Source organism: Herbiconiux ginsengi (genome assembly GCF_900107435.1).
Taxonomy (GTDB): domain Bacteria; phylum Actinomycetota; class Actinomycetes; order Actinomycetales; family Microbacteriaceae; genus Herbiconiux; species Herbiconiux ginsengi.
The window spans coordinates 321,336-338,222 of record NZ_FNPZ01000001.1; the positions used below are offsets into that span (position 1 = coordinate 321,336).

13 protein-coding genes and 1 pseudogene are annotated in these 16,887 nt (G+C 69.2%); 9 read left to right on the forward strand and 5 right to left on the reverse strand.

Features of this window, described 5'->3' with window-relative positions; genetic code table 11:
* Positions 1-672, forward strand: a complete 672-nt coding sequence (locus BLW00_RS01535; RefSeq protein WP_092548197.1) for a GAP family protein — start codon at positions 1-3, stop codon at positions 670-672.
* Between the two features lie 179 nt (positions 673-851).
* Here BLW00_RS01535 and BLW00_RS01540 read toward each other — a convergent pair whose 3' ends face one another.
* Positions 852-1,769 carry a LysR family transcriptional regulator gene (locus tag BLW00_RS01540; RefSeq protein WP_092548200.1) on the reverse strand — a complete coding sequence of 306 codons (918 nt, stop codon included), beginning with the start codon at positions 1,767-1,769 and terminating at the stop codon, positions 852-854.
* Positions 1,770-1,861: 92 nt separating this feature from the next.
* Between BLW00_RS01540 and BLW00_RS01545 the strand changes: the two genes are divergently transcribed.
* The gene (locus BLW00_RS01545; RefSeq protein ID WP_092548203.1) at positions 1,862-5,353 is read left to right on the forward strand and encodes a bifunctional proline dehydrogenase/L-glutamate gamma-semialdehyde dehydrogenase; all 3,492 of its coding nucleotides are present in this window, start codon (positions 1,862-1,864) and stop codon (positions 5,351-5,353) included.
* 131 nt (positions 5,354-5,484) lie between these two features.
* Positions 5,485-5,838 (forward strand): hypothetical protein, encoded by a 354-nt coding sequence (locus BLW00_RS01550; RefSeq protein ID WP_245741181.1) that lies wholly within the window; start codon positions 5,485-5,487, stop codon positions 5,836-5,838.
* 12 nt (positions 5,839-5,850) lie between these two features.
* Here the strand turns inward: BLW00_RS01550 and BLW00_RS01555 are convergent, their stop codons facing one another.
* Positions 5,851-6,435, reverse strand: coding sequence for an Lrp/AsnC family transcriptional regulator (locus BLW00_RS01555; RefSeq protein ID WP_092548206.1), 585 nt, complete (start codon positions 6,433-6,435; stop codon positions 5,851-5,853).
* Positions 6,436-6,593: 158 nt separating this feature from the next.
* On the opposite strand from BLW00_RS01555, the gene BLW00_RS01560 reads away from it, so the two are divergent.
* The 6 genes from BLW00_RS01560 to BLW00_RS01585 are packed head-to-tail and all read left to right on the forward strand — an operon-like array spanning position 6,594 to position 13,464.
* Positions 6,594-8,168: an ABC transporter substrate-binding protein gene (locus BLW00_RS01560; protein WP_092551795.1), complete on the forward strand. Its 1,575-nt coding sequence runs from the start codon at positions 6,594-6,596 to the stop codon at positions 8,166-8,168.
* A 14-nt stretch (positions 8,169-8,182) separates the two neighbouring features.
* On the forward strand, positions 8,183-9,259 hold the full coding sequence (locus BLW00_RS01565; protein WP_092548209.1) for an ABC transporter permease: 1,077 nt from the start codon (positions 8,183-8,185) through the stop codon (positions 9,257-9,259).
* On the forward strand, positions 9,256-10,221 hold the full coding sequence (locus BLW00_RS01570) for an ABC transporter permease (RefSeq protein WP_245741183.1): 966 nt from the start codon (positions 9,256-9,258) through the stop codon (positions 10,219-10,221). Before BLW00_RS01565 ends, BLW00_RS01570 begins: the two co-directional genes overlap by 4 nt.
* A complete protein-coding gene (locus BLW00_RS01575; RefSeq protein WP_217634263.1) occupies positions 10,218-11,051 on the forward strand; it encodes an ABC transporter ATP-binding protein in 834 nt (277 codons plus the stop codon). Before BLW00_RS01570 ends, BLW00_RS01575 begins: the two co-directional genes overlap by 4 nt.
* Positions 11,048-11,962: an ABC transporter ATP-binding protein gene (locus BLW00_RS01580; protein WP_092548212.1), complete on the forward strand. Its 915-nt coding sequence runs from the start codon at positions 11,048-11,050 to the stop codon at positions 11,960-11,962. Before BLW00_RS01575 ends, BLW00_RS01580 begins: the two co-directional genes overlap by 4 nt.
* On the forward strand, positions 11,959-13,464 hold the full coding sequence (locus BLW00_RS01585) for an aminopeptidase P family protein (RefSeq protein ID WP_092548215.1): 1,506 nt from the start codon (positions 11,959-11,961) through the stop codon (positions 13,462-13,464). The genes BLW00_RS01580 and BLW00_RS01585 overlap by 4 nt, the downstream gene beginning before the upstream one ends.
* 168 nt (positions 13,465-13,632) lie before the next feature.
* Here BLW00_RS01585 and BLW00_RS01590 read toward each other — a convergent pair whose 3' ends face one another.
* From BLW00_RS01590 to BLW00_RS24345, 3 genes and pseudogenes are all read right to left on the reverse strand, one after another.
* Positions 13,633-14,817, reverse strand: a complete 1,185-nt coding sequence (locus BLW00_RS01590) for a thioester domain-containing protein (protein ID WP_092548218.1) — start codon at positions 14,815-14,817, stop codon at positions 13,633-13,635.
* Positions 14,818-15,423: 606 nt separating this feature from the next.
* Positions 15,424-15,951, reverse strand: a pseudogene (locus tag BLW00_RS01595) (integrase core domain-containing protein); the annotation flags it as partial.
* Positions 15,952-16,079: 128 nt separating this feature from the next.
* Positions 16,080-16,319 carry a DUF6518 family protein gene (locus tag BLW00_RS24345; protein ID WP_407650938.1) on the reverse strand — a complete coding sequence of 80 codons (240 nt, stop codon included), beginning with the start codon at positions 16,317-16,319 and terminating at the stop codon, positions 16,080-16,082.
* Positions 16,320-16,887 lie beyond the last annotated feature (568 nt).

The window sequence follows — 16,887 nt, forward strand, 5'->3', positions numbered from 1 at the left end:
ATGGGGTCTGTCATCGGCGAGATCCTCCCGTTGGCGCTCGGGATCGCGATCAGCCCGATCCCGATCATCGCAGCCATCCTGATGCTGCTCTCACCCCTTGCGCGCACCACCGGCCTGGGGTTCCTGGCCGGATGGGTGCTCGGCGTGATCGTCGCGGTCGTGGTGTTCACCCTGCTGGCGTCGATCCTGCCCGAGTCGGGCGATGACGGGCCGAAGCCGATCGCCGGAGTGATCACGATCATCCTGGGCCTGGGCCTGCTGTTCCTGGCGTTCCGGCAGTGGCGCTCCCGCCCGCACGACGGTGGGCAGCCCGCGTTGCCGAAGTGGATGGCCGCGATCGACTCGATGACCGCCGTTCGCGGCTTCCTCCTCGGCTTCGCTCTGTCGGCGCTGAACCCGAAGAACCTGCTCATGGGAGTCGGCGCCGGTGTCGCGATCGGCTCGGGAGACCTGACGATCGGCGCAACCACGTTGGTGATCGTGATCTTCACCTTGATCGCCGCGTCTACAGTCGCGCTCCCCGTGATCGCCTACCTCGTGGCCTCGGCCAAGGTCGCTGGCCCGTTGGAGGCACTGCACCAGTGGCTTCTCCGCAACAACGCAACCGTGATGGCGATCCTGCTCCTGATCATTGGCGTCGTTCTGATCGGAAAAGGAATCGGCAGCTTCTAGAACACTCCCCTGAGGCTGACCGGTCAGCGCGCAAGCCGGCGACCGGATGATCGACATCTCGGATCGTGGCGTGGCGGCGGACTCTCCACCCGACGAGGCAAACGAGACACCCGTGGAGTTGATCGCCAATCGGCGGCATTCAGCGGCCGGCCACGATGAGTCGGGCGGTAATCCGGCCGTCAGAGCGGCGAGCCCACGCCGCGCCAGGCGGCGGCCGACGCCGCGAGGGCGGCGCGCAGCGCGGTGATGGCCGCGGATCCGCTGGCCGACGAGCGGTGGGCGGTGAAGATCGTGCGCCGGGGGGCGCCCGGAGGCACGATCAGCCGGCAGGTGGTGGGCCGCCCCGCCCAGACGAGCTCGGGCATGAACGCCACGGCGTTGCCCGTCTCGATCAGCCTGATCTGGGTCTGCAGGTCGGCCGTCTCGTAGCGCACGTCGGGCTCGAAGCCCGCGGTGCGGCAGAGCTGCTCGGCGAAATGCCGGCTGGCAGTGCCGCGCGGCTCCATCACCCAGGGCATGCTGCGCGCATCACCGAATCCGGCGAGCGGATGCGGGCTCTCGCGTTCGCCCGGCAGCGCCAGCTCGATCGCGTCGCTGGTGAGGTCGTGCCGTTCCAGGCCGTCGAGCCAGGGTGCGGAGTGGGCCGGGTACTCCTCACCCACCACGAGGTCGAACTCCCGCGCCCAGGTGTCGTGCAGCGCCTGGCCCGGCTCCTGCTGCGCCATCTCGATGCGAACGGCCGGATGCTCGTCGGTCATCGAGCGGAGCGCGGCAGGCATGAGGGTGAGCGCCGCCGACTGGAACACCGCCACCCGCACGGTGCCGCTCACGGTGCTGAGCGAGGCCTGCAGCGCCACGTCGGCGCGCTCGAGCGTGTCGAGCAGTTCGGCGGCCGACGCGACGAGCACCTCGGCCTGCGGGGTGAGTTGCACCCGCCGGCCGGCCTTGCGGAGCAGCTCCACGCCCGCCTCGCGCTCGAGCGCACTGAGCTGCTGCGAGACGGCGGAGGGGCTGAAGCTGAGGGCCTCCGCGACGGCGGCGATGGTGCCGCGGATGGCCAACTCACGCAACAGCACGAGTTTTCGCACATCGAGCATCCGCTCTTTCTCCGTTCCATCAGTTCGTCTTAGCAGTATGCGTCACAAAGCGTTGCTTTTGCTGAGGTGTTGTTCGGCTCGACGATGGTCTCATGACGGATCTGACCCACCTCGCCCCCCTCGATTCCAGCGCCCCCGACCAAGCGGCAGTGGCCGACGAGGTCGTCGCCCTGGTTCGCCGTTGGCTGGCCGAGGCCGCGACGCACGACGCCGATGCCTCGGCCACCCGACTCGCTGGCGTGCTCGCCGACCCGAAGGGCCTGGACTTCACGGTCGGCTTCGTCGACGGTGTGGTGCGACCCGAGGACCTGAAGGTCGCCGCGGCGACCCTGGCGAGAATCGCACCCGACGTCCCCGCCTTCCTCCCGCTGCCGCTCCGGGCCGCCGTTCGGCTGGGCGGTGCGATGGCACCCGTGCTCCCGGGCGTCGTGGTACCGATCGCACGCCAGGTGCTGCGACGGATGGTGGGCCACCTCGTCATCGACGCCACCGACCGCAAGCTCGGACCCGCGATCGCCAAGATCCGCAAACCGGGCACCCGCCTCAACGTCAACCTGCTCGGGGAAGCCGTTCTCGGCGAACAGGAGGCGGGGCGACGGCTCGGCGGGACCGTGCGCCTGCTCGGCCGCGACGACGTCGACTACGTCTCGATCAAGGTCTCGTCGACCGTGGCGCCGCACGCCCCCTGGGCCTTCGACGACTCGGTGACCGACGTCGTGGCGAAACTCATCCCGCTCTTCAGCGCCGCCCTGAAGCCCACCCTCAGCGGCAAGCCGGCCAAGTTCATCAACCTCGACATGGAGGAATACAAAGACCTCGACCTCACGCTCGCGGTCTTCATGCGCATCCTGGACCGGCCGGAGTTCCACCGGCTGGAGGCGGGCATCGTGCTGCAGGCCTACCTGCCCGACGCCCTCGGCGCCATGATGCGGCTACAGGCCTGGGCGGCCGAGCGCCGCGCCTCGGGCGGAGCCGGGGTGAAGGTGCGCCTGGTGAAGGGCGCGAACCTGCCGATGGAGCAGGTCGAGGCCTCGCTGCACGGCTGGCCGCTCGCCACCTGGCAGACCAAGCAGGAATCCGACACCAACTACAAGCGCGTGCTCGACTACGCGCTGCACCCCGACCGCATCGGCAACGTGCGGCTCGGCGTCGCCGGGCACAACCTCTTCGACCTCGCCTACGCCTGGATCGTCGCGGGTCACCGCGGCGTGCGCGACGGGCTGGAGTTCGAGATGCTGCTCGGCATGGCGCAGGGCCAGGCCGAAGCGGTCAAGCGCGAGGTGGGATCGCTGCTGCTGTACACGCCCGTGGTGTCGCCGAAGGAGTTCGACGTGGCGATCGCCTACCTGATCCGCCGACTGGAGGAGGGGGCGTCACAGGAGAACTTCATGTCGGCCGTGTTCGAGCTGAACGACCGGCCCGAGCTGTTCGAGCGCGAGAAGAACCGGTTCCTGGCGTCGCTCCAGGCACTCGACCGCGCGGTGCCACCGGCTCGCCGCGTGGCCGACCGCCATGCCGCGGTGCAGCGCTCCGAGCCCGGGAGGTTCGAGAACACGCCCGACACCGACCCCTCGGTCGAGTCCAACCGCACCTGGGCCGCCGGCATCCTTCGGCGTGTGCCCACGTCGACCCTCGGGATGGCCGCCGTGCGCGCGGCCGCCGTGCGCGACGGGTCCGAGCTCGAGGCCCTGATGACCGGCACCATCGAAGCCGGGCGCGCGTGGGCCGAGCGGGGAGCCGCCGAACGCGGCGCCATCCTGCACCGGGCGGGCGACGCCCTCGAGGCCCGCCGCGCGGAGTTGATCGAGGTGATGGCCGCCGAGGCCGGGAAGACCGTCGACCAGGCCGATCCCGAGGTGTCGGAGGCGGTCGACTTCGCCCACTACTACGCCGAGCGCGGCCTCGAGCTCGAGGCCGTCGACGGCGCCCGGTTCACGCCGGCCGGCGTCACGCTGGTGACGCCGCCCTGGAACTTCCCGGTCGCCATCCCCGCTGGCTCCGCCCTCGCAGCCCTCGCCGCCGGATCGGCCGTCGTGTTCAAGCCCGCCGGCCTCACCGCCCGCAGCGGCGCTCTCGTGGCCGAGGCGCTCTGGCAGGCCGGAGTTCCCACCGACGTGCTTCGGCTGGTCGACGTCGACGAGGAGTCGCTCGGCCGCCAGCTCGTGTCGCACCCGGCCGTCGAGCGCGTCATCCTCACCGGAGCGTTCGAGACGGCCGAGCTGTTCCGCTCCTTCCGCCCCGACCTTCCGCTGCTCGCCGAGACGAGCGGCAAGAACGCCGTGATCGTCACGCCCTCGGCCGACCTCGACCTCGCGGTGAAAGACGTCGTGGCGTCAGCGTTCGGCCACGCGGGCCAGAAGTGCTCGGCCGCGTCGCTCGTGGTGCTGGTGGGTTCGGTGGCCACGTCGCCACGTTTCCGCTCGCAGCTGATGGATGCGATCGGCTCGCTCACCGTCGGCTACCCCGACCAGGCGTCGACCCGCATGGGGCCGCTGATCGAGGCGCCCGGCCCGAAACTCCGCGACGGGCTCACGAAGCTCGGCGCCGGCGAGCGCTGGCTGATCGAGCCGAGGCCGCTCGACGCGAGCGACCGGCTGTGGAGCCCGGGCCTGCGCGACCACGTGGCCCGCGGCTCGGCCTTCCACCGCACCGAGTACTTCGGCCCGGTGCTCGGCATCATGACCGCCGACACGCTCGAGGAGGCGATCGCCATCGTGAACGAGGTCGACTACGGCCTCACCTCGGGCCTGCACGCCCTCGACCGCGGCGAGATCTCGACCTGGCTCGACACCATCGAGGCCGGCAACCTCTACGTCAACCGCGGCATCACGGGCGCGATCGTCGAGCGCCAGCCGTTCGGCGGGTGGAAGAAGTCGTCGGTGGGCGCGGGCGCGAAGGCCGGCGGCCCGAACTACCTCGTCAACCTCGGTTCGTGGCTGCCGGCCGTGTCTCGGGAGGGGGCGACGGATGCGCCGCAGCCCGCGGTCACCGCGCTGCTCCGAGCGGCCGCCGGCTCCCCGCTGGTCGGCGACGCCGAGCACCGGTCGCTCGCCAGGGCGGCGCAGAGCGACTCCCGGCTGTGGGCCGAGCGCTTCGGCGTGGCCCAAGACGTCTCGCAGGTCACGGCCGAACACAACGTGTTCCGCTACCGGCCTTTCGACGGCGCGGTCGTTCGCGCGGGGGTGACGGCCGTGCCGGCGGAACTCGTGCGGGTCGTCGCCGCCGCGCTCCGAAGCGGAGCCGCCGCCGAAGTGAGCGTGGCCACGGCGGAGCTCGCCGAACTGCTCGCCGGGATTCCGCTCCCGGTGCGGGTGCAGACGCCGGCCGAGTGGCGCTCGGCGCTCGCGCAGAACCCGCCTGCGCGCATCCGTCTCGTCTCGGGCTCGGCACCCGAGTCACCCGAGGCCGCCGAGATCGTGGCCGCGACCGACGGGCGCCCGGATGTCGCAGTCTGGAGCGGCCCGGTCACGGAGGCCGGCCGGCTCGAGCTGCTGCCGTTCTTGCGCGAGCAGGCCGTGTCCATCACCGCCCACCGTTTCGGCACGTCCGACCGCGCGCTCGCCACCCTCGTGCAGGCTTTCTGACGCGGCAACTCATCCACGGGAGGAGGGCGAATCGGGCGATTCGTCCAAATCTCGACTGTTCTGACGCGAATTGCTCGACGTTTCGCTCGGTCGTGCCAGACAGGTGATGAAGTGCTGCATACTCGTCGACTGTGACCGAAAGCCTGCGTACCGCCCCCACTCTCGACGGCCGCGAGTTCGTGATGACGTCGTCGACCAACAGTGCAGTCGATCCCGAGTCGCCCTCGCGGTTCCGGTACTCCGAGCGCGACGGCGTGATCTGGGGCGATTACGAGGGCGACACGGTCACTTTCGGGCGCTTCGTGGGAACGCGTGAGGGCGACTTCCTGTCGGTCACCTTCGTGCATGTGATGCTCGCCGACGGCGCCGTCGTCGGCGGCACCGGCGCAAGCCGCGTCGAGCTCGACGGCGAGGGCCGCGTGCGCCTTGTCGAGGACTTCGAGATCGACGGTGTCGACCACGTGAGCATCTGCGTCGAGGTCTGACAGCACCCCTGGTCAGCGCACGGAGTCGCGCCCGTTGCCCGCGGTGGTGAAACGCGTCATGCCCAGGCGGTTCGTCGATCCGGAGCGGTCGGGGATGTCTGAAGGCAGCAGGTAGGGCTTACGCACCACTTCATCGAGCACCACCACCGACACCACCGACTTCACCTCCGGCCGCGCGGCGACGACCCCGGTGACGAAGTCGTGCACGCCGCCGATGTCGAGTGATCGCACCAGCAGCATGGCGTCGTGCTCACCCGTGGTGATGCAGCAGTACTCGACATCCGGCATCTGCAGGATTCCCTCACGAAAGCGGTGCCACGACTGCGGATGCACCGTCACGAACACCAGCGCGCACACGTCGAGCCCCACCTTGCCCGGGTCGACCTGGGCCGAGAACCCGGTGATCACCCCGGCCGCGGTGAGCTGCTCGACGCGGTTGTACACGCTGGCCCGCGACACGTTCACCCGCTCCGCGAGAGCCGACATCGAGATGCGGCCGTTCTCGCGCAGAATGCTCAGGATGCGCAGATTCACCTCGTCGAGACCGGCTGCGCTTTGTCCAGCGGGCAGGGTCGCCGCCTGATCGATGATCGACATTTCCGTCTCTTTCTGTAAACGGGATTGCAATTCGTCCACGATAACGCCTCCGCGAAAAAGTACTGCGCGAAATTGTGCCAAAGTACCCCCACACCGTCCAGACGAACCCTTCCCAGGAGGCCGCCATGGTTTTCCGCTCCACACACACAGCCCGCACCGTGCGCTCCAGATCTACCCTGATCGCGCTCGCCGCCGCTGCCGTCTCGCTCACGCTCCTCGTCGCCGGCTGCTCCTCGGGCCGCACCGACACCGCCGACGGCGGCACGAAGACACTCACGATCGACAAGGCCTTCGACCTCAAGACCGCCGACCCGGGCCGGATGTACGAGCCCACCGGCCAGCTGGTCGACAAGGCGCTCTACGAGACCCTCCTCACCTTCGAGGGCGGCGACGTCTCGAAGGTCGTCGACGGTCTCGCGAGCCTCGAGCAGTCGGCTGACGCGAAGACCTTCACCCTCACGCTGAAGGGCGACCACACCTTCTCCGACGGCACACCGATGACCGCCGACGACGTGGTGTTCTCGCTGCAGCGCGTGATCGGCCTCAAGGGCAACCCCTCGTTCCTCCTCGACGGCGTCACCGTCACGAAGAAGGACGACAAGACCGTCGTGCTCACGACCGCCACGCCCACGCCCGCCCTCCCGGCGATCCTCGCCAACCCGGCCCTCGGCATCCTGAACTCCACGGTCGTGAAGGAGAACGGCGGCACCACCGACGAGACCGACACCGCCGAGAAGTTCCTCAACACCACTTCGGCCGGTTCGGGCCCGTACGTGCTCGACACGCTCGACCTCGCCTCGCAGGTCGTGCTGAAGGCGAACGAGAATTACGACGGCGACGCACCCGGATACGGCCGCGTCGTCATCCAGAACGTCGAAGGCGCCACCCAGAAGATCAACGTCGAGGGCGGCAGCGCCGACCTGGCGCTCGACCTGTCGGGCACCCAGGCATCAGCGCTCGGCGACTCGGTCGCGGTCACCAGCGACCCGTCGGCGAACGTGATCTTCCTGCTGCTCAACCAGAACCCGAGCGTCTCGGCCGTCACGTCGAACCCCGATTTCGTGAAGGCCGTCAAGGAGGCCATCGACTACGACGACCTCGTGTCGATCGCCGGAACCGGCACCGCGCAGGCCGCGGGCGTCGTGCCCAGCATGCTGCTCGGCGCCCTGCCCGAGAGCGCGAAGCTCACGCAGGATCTCGACGCCGCCAAGGCCGATCTCGCGAAGAGCGGCTACGCCGGCGAGTCGGTGACGCTCAACTTCCCCAGCGACATCAGCCTGAACGGAATCGACTTCCCGACGATCGCGCAGCGCATCCAGTCGCAGCTCAAGGAGGTCGGCATCACCGTCGAGCTCGCCCCGGCGCCCGTCGCCACCGAGCTCGACGCCTACCGCAACGGCACCGAGACGATGGGCCTGTGGTACTGGGGCCCCGACTACCCCGACCCGAGCGACTACCTCGTGTTCACCCCGGGCAACGTGGTGGGCCTGCGATCCGGCTGGGCCGAGGGTGCGAATCCCGCCATCTCGTCCCTCGCCGACGCGGCCGCGGCCGGCGGCAGCGACGAGGAGCGACAGAGCCGCTTCGAAGACCTGCAGAAGGCGCTGAACACCGACGGCCCGTTCATCCCGCTGCTGCAGCCCGGCAACAACATCGCCGCGGCCAAGAGCGTGACCGGCGTCGTGTACAACGCGGTCTGGACCATCGACATCGCGGCCCTGTCGGCCAAGTAGCGAGCAGCCCACTCGTGACCCGCACCACGGCCGTCCGGCCCCCGCGTTCGCGCGGGGGCCGGACGGCCCATCCCTTTCTCCGTTACGCCCTGCGCCGCGTGCTCACATCCCTCTTGCTCGTGGTGGGCGTGACCCTCGTCACCTTTGTGCTGACGAACCTGGTGCCGGGCGATCCGGTAGCCGCGGCCCTCGGCCAGCGCGCCGCCGAAGACCCGGCCATCGTCGCCCAGTTCCGGGCCACCTACGGGCTCGACCAGCCGCTCGTGGTGCAGTACTTCACCTACCTCGGCAACCTGCTTCACGGCGACCTCGGCGTCTCCACCACCACCCACAACCCGGTGGTCGACGACCTGGCCAAGGCGCTGCCGGCCACGCTCGAGATCGCGCTCGGGGCCATCGTGCTCAGCGTGATCATCGGGGTGGTGCTCGGCACCATCGCGGCCTACCGGCGCGGCAAGGCCTCCGACCACGTGCTGCGCGTCGTCTCGCTGGCGGGCCTCAGCGTTCCCACGTTCTGGCTGGCGCTGGTGCTCTACTACGTCTTCTACTTCCAGCTGCACATCGCGCCGGGTTCCGGCCGGCTGAGCAGCGACTTCAGCACCCCACCCCACGTCACCGGCCTCTACACGGTCGACGCGCTGCTGGCCGGCCAGCTCGACACCTTCCTCGACGCGGCCTCGCACCTCTTCCTCCCCGTGCTCGTGCTCACCCTCTACACGGTGGGGCTGCTCACCCGGTTCGTGCGCACCGCCGTGCTCGAGATCCTCGACCAGGACTACGTGCGGGCCGCCCGCGCCAAAGGCCTGCCCACCCGCACCGTGATCTGGTCGTACGTGCTGCGCGGCGCGAGCATCCCCATCCTCACCGTCGTGGGCCTCGCCTTCGGCAGCCTGCTCAGCGGCACGGTGCTCGTGGAGGCGATCTTCGCCTGGCCGGGCATCGGCTCGTACGCCTACCAGGCGGCGTCGCACCTCGACCTGCCCGGCATCATGGGCGTCGGCCTCCTGATCGGCGTGATGTACCTCCTGGTGAACCTGATCGTCGACCTGCTCTACGGCGTGCTCGACCCGAGAGTGAGGCTGGCCTCATGAGCGAACCGCGCTCCCCCCGCGCCGATCCTCGCGACGGCGCCCCCGCCGGCCCGCGCGACGGCGTCCAGGCCGGGATGCTCGACCCGATCGAGGCGGCGGCACCGCGGTGGCGGCGACCCCGCCTGCGACTCGGCCGGTGGTCGGCTCCCCTCGGCATCCTCGGTGCGGCCGTGGCCGTGTTCTGGATCCTGATCGCCCTGCTCGCCCCCGTGATCGCCCCGCACGACCCCCTCGCCCAGGATCTCCCGATCCTGCAGGCTCCCGGCGAGGGCACCCTGATGGGCACGGATGCGCTCGGCCGGGACGTCTTCTCCCGCGTGCTCTGGGGCGCCCAGGTCACCATCCCGCTCGCTCTGCTGCTCGTGGTGCTCTCGGTGCTGATCGGCGCGGTCGTCGGCTCGGTGGCCGGATTCTTCGGCCGTGCGGTCGACGAGGTGGCCATGCGCGTCACCGACCTGGTGATGGCCTTCCCCACGGTCATCCTGGCCATGGTGATCGCCGCGGCGCTCGGGGCGTCGCTGGTCAACGCGGTTCTGGCCGCGCTGATCGTGTCGTGGCCGTCATACGCGAGGCTCACCCGCGGGCTCGTGCTCGGGCTGCGGTCGTCGAACTACGTGGTGTCAGGTCAGCTTCTCGGCTTCTCGGCGGTGCGCTCGCTCGGCCGCGACATCGCGCCGAACATCGTGGGGCCGGTTCTGGTGCTCGCGAGCCTGGACATCGGCACGGCCATCCTGCTGCTGTCGGGGCTGTCGTTCCTCGGGCTCGGGGCGAAGCCGCCCACGGCCGAGTGGGGATCGATGGTGTCGGATGCGATCAAGAACTTCGACGCCTGGTGGATCGGGGTCTTCCCCGGGCTCGCCATCCTCACGGTCGTGATCGCGTTCAACTTCGTCGGCGACGCGCTGCGCGACGCGCTCGACCCGAAGTCGGCCACCATCAAGGGCGGAGGGACCACGCTGTGAGCTCGTCGATCGATCCGGCCGCCCTGACCATCGAGGGCCTGCGCATCGCCACCCGCTCCCACACCATCGTGGGCGGTATCGACCTCGCGTTGAAGCGCGGCGGAATCCACGGGCTCGCCGGCGAATCGGGCTCGGGCAAGACGATGACGGCGCTGGCCGTGCTGGGGTTGCTGCCCGGAAGCATGACGGCGAGCGGCAGCATCCGCCTGGCCGACGCTGAGGGCCCGGCCTCCACCGAGCTCGTCGGCGCGTCGCGCGGCGTGCTGCAGGGCGTGCGCGGGCGGCGCGTGGCGATGGTGTTCCAAGACCCGTCCACGAGCCTGCACCCGCAGCTGCCCGTGGGCCGTCAGCTCACCGACCACATGCGCCACCACCTCGGACTCGGAAAGGCCGAGGCCCGCCAGAAGGCCGAAGCCCTGCTCGACCGGGTACGGGTTCCGGATGCACGGGGTGCGCTCTCGAAATACCCGCACCAGTTCTCGGGCGGGCAGCGGCAGCGCATCGCCATCGCGGTGGCACTCGCCTGCGACCCCACCGTGCTGCTGGCCGACGAACCCACCACGGCGCTGGACGTGACCGTTCAGGCCGGGGTGCTTCAGCTGCTGCGCGAGCTGGCCGACGGCGGCGATCTGAGCATCCTGCTGGTCACGCACGACCTCGGCGTGATGAGCGCGGTGGCCGACGAGGTGACCGTGATGCGGCAGGGCCTCGTGGTGGAGTCGGCGCCCCGGGAGCAGCTGTTCACGTCGCCGCAGGACGACTACACACGATCGCTGCTGGCGGCACTGCCCGGATCGAGTTTCGAGCAGACCGGGGAGGAGGCACGATGAGCGAGCACGTGACGTCGGAGTCGGTGTCGCAGCCGGAGCGGGAGCGTGAGCCGCTCTCGGGCGGCCGCCCCGTGCTCGAGGCCGAGGGGATCGTCGTCGAGTACGGGCGCCGCCCGGCCCTGCGGGCTGTCGACGGCGTCGGACTCGCCGTCGCCGCCGGAGAGGTCGTGGCCCTGGTGGGCGAGAGCGGCTGCGGCAAGTCGAGCCTCGCCCGCGCGATCGTGGGCATCGAGAAGCGCAAAGCCGGGGTGGTGCGCCTGAACGGCGACGACGTGCCGACGCTCGGGCTGCGCCGACGCTCGGCGGCCATGACGGGGATGCAGATGGTCTTCCAGGATCCGAACTCCTCGCTCAACCCGCGCCGCCGCGTCGGCGATCAGATCGGCGACGGGGTGCGCGCCGCGCTCGCCCGCGGCGATCGGGGCTCCGACCCCGCCGACTGGCTGCGCCGCGTGGGGCTCGATCCCGCGATGGTGAGCCGCTTCCCCCACGAGTTCTCAGGCGGCCAGAAGCAGCGCATCGCCATCGCGCGGGCGCTGGCGGCGCGGCCCGGCATGCTCGTGGCCGACGAGCCCATCTCGGCGCTCGACGCCTCCACCCAGACGAGTGTGGCGGCGCTGATGCGCTCGCTCAGCGTCGAGGCCGGGGCGGGAATGCTCTTCATCTCGCACGACCTCTCGGTGGTGCGGCGCATCGCCGACCGGGTGCTCGTGATGTACCAGGGTCGCGTCGTCGAGTCGGGCGTCACCGAGACCGTCTGGCAGAACCCGCTGCACCCCTATACCAGGGCGCTGCTCGCCGCCATCCCGCTGCCCGACGGTGCGGGCCGCCTGCCGGTCGCCCCCGCGGAGACCGACCGTGCCGCCTGGCTGGACGACGTGCCGGCCGCCCTCGAGCGGACCACCGTATGAGCGCCCCCGACTCCGCGAGCGGCCAGCAGCACGCCCACCTGCACGCGAGCCCGTGGGCCATGCCCCGCGCGGCCAATCGCCCCCCGCTGCCGGGCGACGGCACCTTCATGACCACCGGCTGGGCCGATCCCGCCCCGGTGCTCGACCGCGACAACCCGGTGCTGGCGTACACGGCCGAGCGCAGGGCCCGGCTTGCGCAGGCGCTGCCCGCAGAGCTGCTCGTCATCCCGGCCGGGTTGCCCCGGGTGCGATCGAACGACACCGACCACACCTTCCGCCCCGGCACCGACCATGTCTGGCTCACCGGAAACCAAGTGGCCGAGAGCGTGCTGGTGGTCGACACCACCGGAGGCGAGGCCGGGTCGATCCTCTACCTGCGCGGCCCCTCGGGCCGGAACGGCGACGAGTTCTGGCAGAACGACGCCCTCGGCGACCTCTGGGTGGGGGCCCGCCCCACCCTGCAGGAGACCCAGGACGCGCTGGGCATCGAGACCCGGCCACTCACCGACTTCCGGCGCGACTTCGAACAAGCCGCCCGGCGGGCCCGGCGCATCCGGGTTCTGCCCGCTCTCGACGAGACGGTCGACGAGCTGGTGCGGCAGGTCTGCGGCCCCGCGTTCACGCCGCATCTCGCGCTGAAGACCACGCTCGACGAGCTGCGCCTGATCAAGAACGACTGGGAGATCGGCCAGCTGCAGCTCGCGGTCGACGCGACCGCCCGAGGCTTCGAGGACTGCCTCGCCGAGTGGGATGCCGCCCGCGCGAGCACGCGCGGGGAACGCTACATCGAGGGCACGTTCACCCGCCGCTCTCGCCTCGAGGGCGAGGGGCCGGCCTACGGCTCGATCGTCGCGGCGGGCAGCCATGCCACCACCCTGCACTGGACCCGCAACACCGGCAACCTGCCCGACGGCGCGCTCGTGCTGATGGACATGGGTGTCGAGCTGCAGTCGCTCTATTCGGCCGACATCACCCGCACGGTGCCGGTGAACGGCGTCTTCACCCCGCTGCAGCGAGACGTCTACTCGATCGTGCTGCGCGCCCAGCAGGCCGGCATCGACACCCTGCGGGCGGGGGTCCGCTTCCAGGACTACCAGGACGCGTGCGGCCTCTCGCTCACCGAGGGCCTGATCGAGCTGGGGCTCATCCGTTCGTCGCTCGACGAGGCGATGGCCCCGGATGCGCTGCACCACCGCCGGTGGAGCATCTCGAGGGCCGGTCACATGCTCGGCATGGACACCCACGACTGCAACCACGCGCCGCAGGAGTCGTACCTGGGCGGAACGCTCGCCGCGGGCCACACGCTGACGGTGGAGCCGGGACTGTACTTCCAGGTCAACGACCTCACGGTGCCGGCAGAGCTGCGAGGGCTCGGCGTCCGCATCGAGGACGACCTCGTCGTGACCGAGACCTCATCGATCAACCTCTCGGCGGGCATGCCACGCACGCCGGAGGGAATCGAGGAGTGGATGACCGCGCTCGCAGACGCCCGGGAACGGTGAGATCAGGAACACTTCGAAAAGTGCTCATGATCAGGAGTTACTGCGGCAATGTCGGTGGGATTCGAACTCCATGTTGACCCCAGAAACGGCGCCGTATTGCGCGACGATCCCGTGTACGGTCGGGATGTATTCGCAGTATGCGCGGCAGCGACTTGATCTATGAGTCGTCTATGCTCTGCCGTGGCGCCGGCGCCGGGACACCAGCGCGACCGCGCCCGCAGCCCCGAGGAGTACCGAGGTGGCCGCGACCGGGAGGATCGCGAACCCTGTCGCCGCCAGCTGACCGGCGCCTCCGGATGCGTCGCTGCCGGTTCCCGACCCTGCGGGCCCCGGGATACCGGCCGGGACGGTAGGGGTTGTGACCGTCCCGGAGCCCGGAGCCGCTGCCCACGTCACGGTCGCGTCATCGGATGTCGTCGTGGCGTCACCGGCGACGAGGATGAGTGACTGGCTGTGGTCACCCGCCGTCGGCGTCTCGCCGGGCTCGGTGGGAGTTGAGATGACGCGGCCCGTCGCGCTGGAGCCTCTGGCCGAGACGGTCACAGTCGCGCTCCCAGCCACCGTCAGATGACGGGCGTCTATGTAGATCTCCTGCCCGTCGACGACCGCATCGGTGTCGAGCGGGGTCCCTTCCGCATCGGTGAGGACGAAACCACCGTCGACACTGACACTCGCCGTCGGTTTGTTCGTGTTCACGAGGAACGGACCGATGAGGCTTTCCGCGCTCTGATGCGCGAGCGGCGCCGAGACCGTGGCCGTCGTCTCGAAGTCGGCAGACGTCATCCCGTCGCTCGCATTCGCACTGTCGACCAGATACCAGTACGCGTTCTCGGAGTCCTGTGTCTCCCAATTCCACGAGGCATCGAAATCGAGATCGGTGTAGCGCCAGATCGCGTACTGTGTCGCCTCGATGGCGTCGTTCTGCGAGATACCGGGAACACCGGCGGCGGCCCCAAAGTCCGTGAGGCTGAGCGCGGGATAGCTGTGCGCAAGAATCCAAAGCACTCGGCCCTGCACGGCCTGGTCGCCGGCGAAGTAATTCTCTCCGAGGAAGCTGTCGAGATCTCCCAGCTGTCCCTCTCGACGGACCTGCACGGGGATGTCGTGCTCAACGCAGTAGGCCCAGAACGCGGCCTCGCCCGGGTGGTCGGGGTCCGCGGGGGTCTCAGGATAGACGGGATGCAGGGACGTGCCGCTGTATCCTGTCCCGTCGCCCACATAGACTGTGTCTCCCACGGTCGGCGTCGCGGCGCTGGCTGCCATCGCCGGTGCGATCAGCGCCACGGCGGCGAGAAGACCCGCGCCGAGTCGTCCGCCGGATCGCGAGAACTTCCGCAGTCCCCCTACGCTCATGCCCAGCCCTGCCCTTCGTCATCGAATCGCAAACGTCTGTCACCGTGGCGTACTCGTCCGGAATCCTGCACTGCAGCCCACAGTGGAAACACAGTAGTGTCCCGGGACGGGCCGGCAACGTCCTGCCCGAAGAAAGACACCAGATCAGGGGTCATGGCCGGAGGCACGTTTCGCAGGGAAGTGCTCAACGCACGGAGCCATCCGGTGGTGAGCCGGTCCTGGACAGTGTTGGGTCGAGCTCGATCAGGCCACGCGCAGATCGGATGTGGTCAAAACGTGGCCGGGCGATCAATCAGGGAATGACGAAACCCCTGTGATGTCTCAGGACATAGGTGACAGTTCTGCCTCAGGACATCGGTAACACTTCATGTCTCAGCACATCGGTGACACTCACCCGGTCGTGCGTGGTCCGCGAGGTCCTCTGGGTCGCCCACTGCCGACGTATCTGGTGCCGGGCACCGGCCACGCGTGCTCGATGAGTTGGGTGCCCTGATCGTCGAAGACGAGCAACGCGGCCTCCGTTTCGACGAGGAAGACGAGAGCGCCCGACAAGGCGCGATCGACGTGGAAGAGGGTCCCTCGCCGGAATACCGTCCCCGTGTCCCGCGGAGTCGCCAACCACGCCTTCTGCGGAGTCGCCCTCCCCGGCAACCCTTGATGCGGGCGCTCGTTGTCATAGACCTCATCGAACCGGTCGACCTGCTCCTGCAACTCCTCAAGGCTCTCAGCCAACGGCTGCCGGTCGAGGAACCGGAGCAGGGGCTGATGGAACCGCTCGTTCTTGCCCTGCGTCGTCGGCTTACCCGGTTTCCCGGTGATCGGCTCGACCCCGAGCGAGGTGACATACGCCACGAGCTGGCCCAGCACCCCGCGCCGGGACGGGTTCAACGCCGCACCGTTATCGCTCAGCAGCCGCTGCGGCACACCGTGAGCCGCGATGCCCTGAGACACCACCGCGATCGCCCCAGCGGACGTCTCACCCCACGCGACATGGGTGGCAATCGCGAGGCGGGAGTGGTCGTCGATGAGCTGGAAAATCACACACTTCCGCCCACCGCTCAGCACATATTCGGTTCCATCCAACTGCCATCACGCGTTCGGCGCCGGATACACGAACCGCCGATACGACGCCCTCAGTTCCGCGTGCCGGTTCGTTTGTGACTTGATCCCTCCGATCCTGGGCAGTGAGGGCATGTCGATCTTGGCGAGCTCGACCAGCGGGACCGAGCCGTTGCCGTCGACTGGGATCGGGGTGTTTCGTTTCAAGAACTCGGTGTCGTCGGCACTCTCGGTGAATTCGACAGCGGTCGCAGAAGGTCCGGGAGGAGACCCTGCGCCCACGACTCCGCGCAGCCGATCAGAAGACTCAGCACCAGCACCACGACCGCTCGCCGGAGCAGTCCGACGTTGCTCGACATCTCACCGACTGGATCACTCGTAGCGAGCCGATCGCCAAGCGCGTCTTGTTCCGGAGTGACATCGCCAGGGTTTGCCTCAAGCATCGCTGCGTCTTATGTTCATTCCTTACCGACCGCGACCTGATCGAGCGTTAGGTACACCGGGGACGCGATAACGAAGCTACGCACGATTTAGAGTTGTGACGGTCCATGATGAGGAGGGGTGCGCGTGAGACCTGTTCGAGTAGTTGGTTCCGCCATGATCGTTGTGATGGCGACCGCGCTGGCTGGCTGTTCGTCCGAGCTGGACCCCTCGCTGTGGCAGCAGGTCATGGTGAACAAGGATGCAGTGTGGAACACCCTTCGCTCATCATCCGACAAACCGGTCTCGACGATCTCCGATGCGATCGCAGGAGCAGAAGACGAGTTTCCCGGCGAGGTATGGGATGAAATCTCCGATCCTGATGCGTTCGCAGCTCCGGCCCCATACGAGGTCCACGAACCGAGAGTGGACCCTACTTCGGCCCCACCTCCGTGTACACCTGCTACACCATGGAAGGCTCAACGACCTTCGACAGCTGGAACCTCCATCCCCTTGACCCCTGTCCCGAGCGCCTCGTAGAGGCCCTCGACGGAGCAACCTTCCTGAGCGCCGACGACCATTTCTCGGGAT

What these genes read in the sequence shown, in the direction of transcription:
- BLW00_RS01535 (WP_092548197.1), top strand. Translation starts at nt 1, where the DNA reads ATGGGGTCTGTCATCGGCGAGATCCTCCCGTTGGCGCTCGGGATCGCG.
- BLW00_RS01540 (WP_092548200.1), bottom strand. Translation starts at nt 1,769, where the DNA reads ATGCTCGATGTGCGAAAACTCGTGCTGTTGCGTGAGTTGGCCATCCGC.
- BLW00_RS01545 (WP_092548203.1), top strand. Translation starts at nt 1,862, where the DNA reads ATGACGGATCTGACCCACCTCGCCCCCCTCGATTCCAGCGCCCCCGAC.
- BLW00_RS01555 (WP_092548206.1), bottom strand. Translation starts at nt 6,435, where the DNA reads ATGTCGATCATCGATCAGGCGGCGACCCTGCCCGCTGGACAAAGCGCA.
- BLW00_RS01570 (WP_245741183.1), top strand. Translation starts at nt 9,256, where the DNA reads ATGAGCGAACCGCGCTCCCCCCGCGCCGATCCTCGCGACGGCGCCCCC.
- BLW00_RS01580 (WP_092548212.1), top strand. Translation starts at nt 11,048, where the DNA reads ATGAGCGAGCACGTGACGTCGGAGTCGGTGTCGCAGCCGGAGCGGGAG.
- BLW00_RS01585 (WP_092548215.1), top strand. Translation starts at nt 11,959, where the DNA reads ATGAGCGCCCCCGACTCCGCGAGCGGCCAGCAGCACGCCCACCTGCAC.
- BLW00_RS01590 (WP_092548218.1), bottom strand. Translation starts at nt 14,817, where the DNA reads ATGAGCGTAGGGGGACTGCGGAAGTTCTCGCGATCCGGCGGACGACTC.
- BLW00_RS24345 (WP_407650938.1), bottom strand. Translation starts at nt 16,319, where the DNA reads ATGCTTGAGGCAAACCCTGGCGATGTCACTCCGGAACAAGACGCGCTT.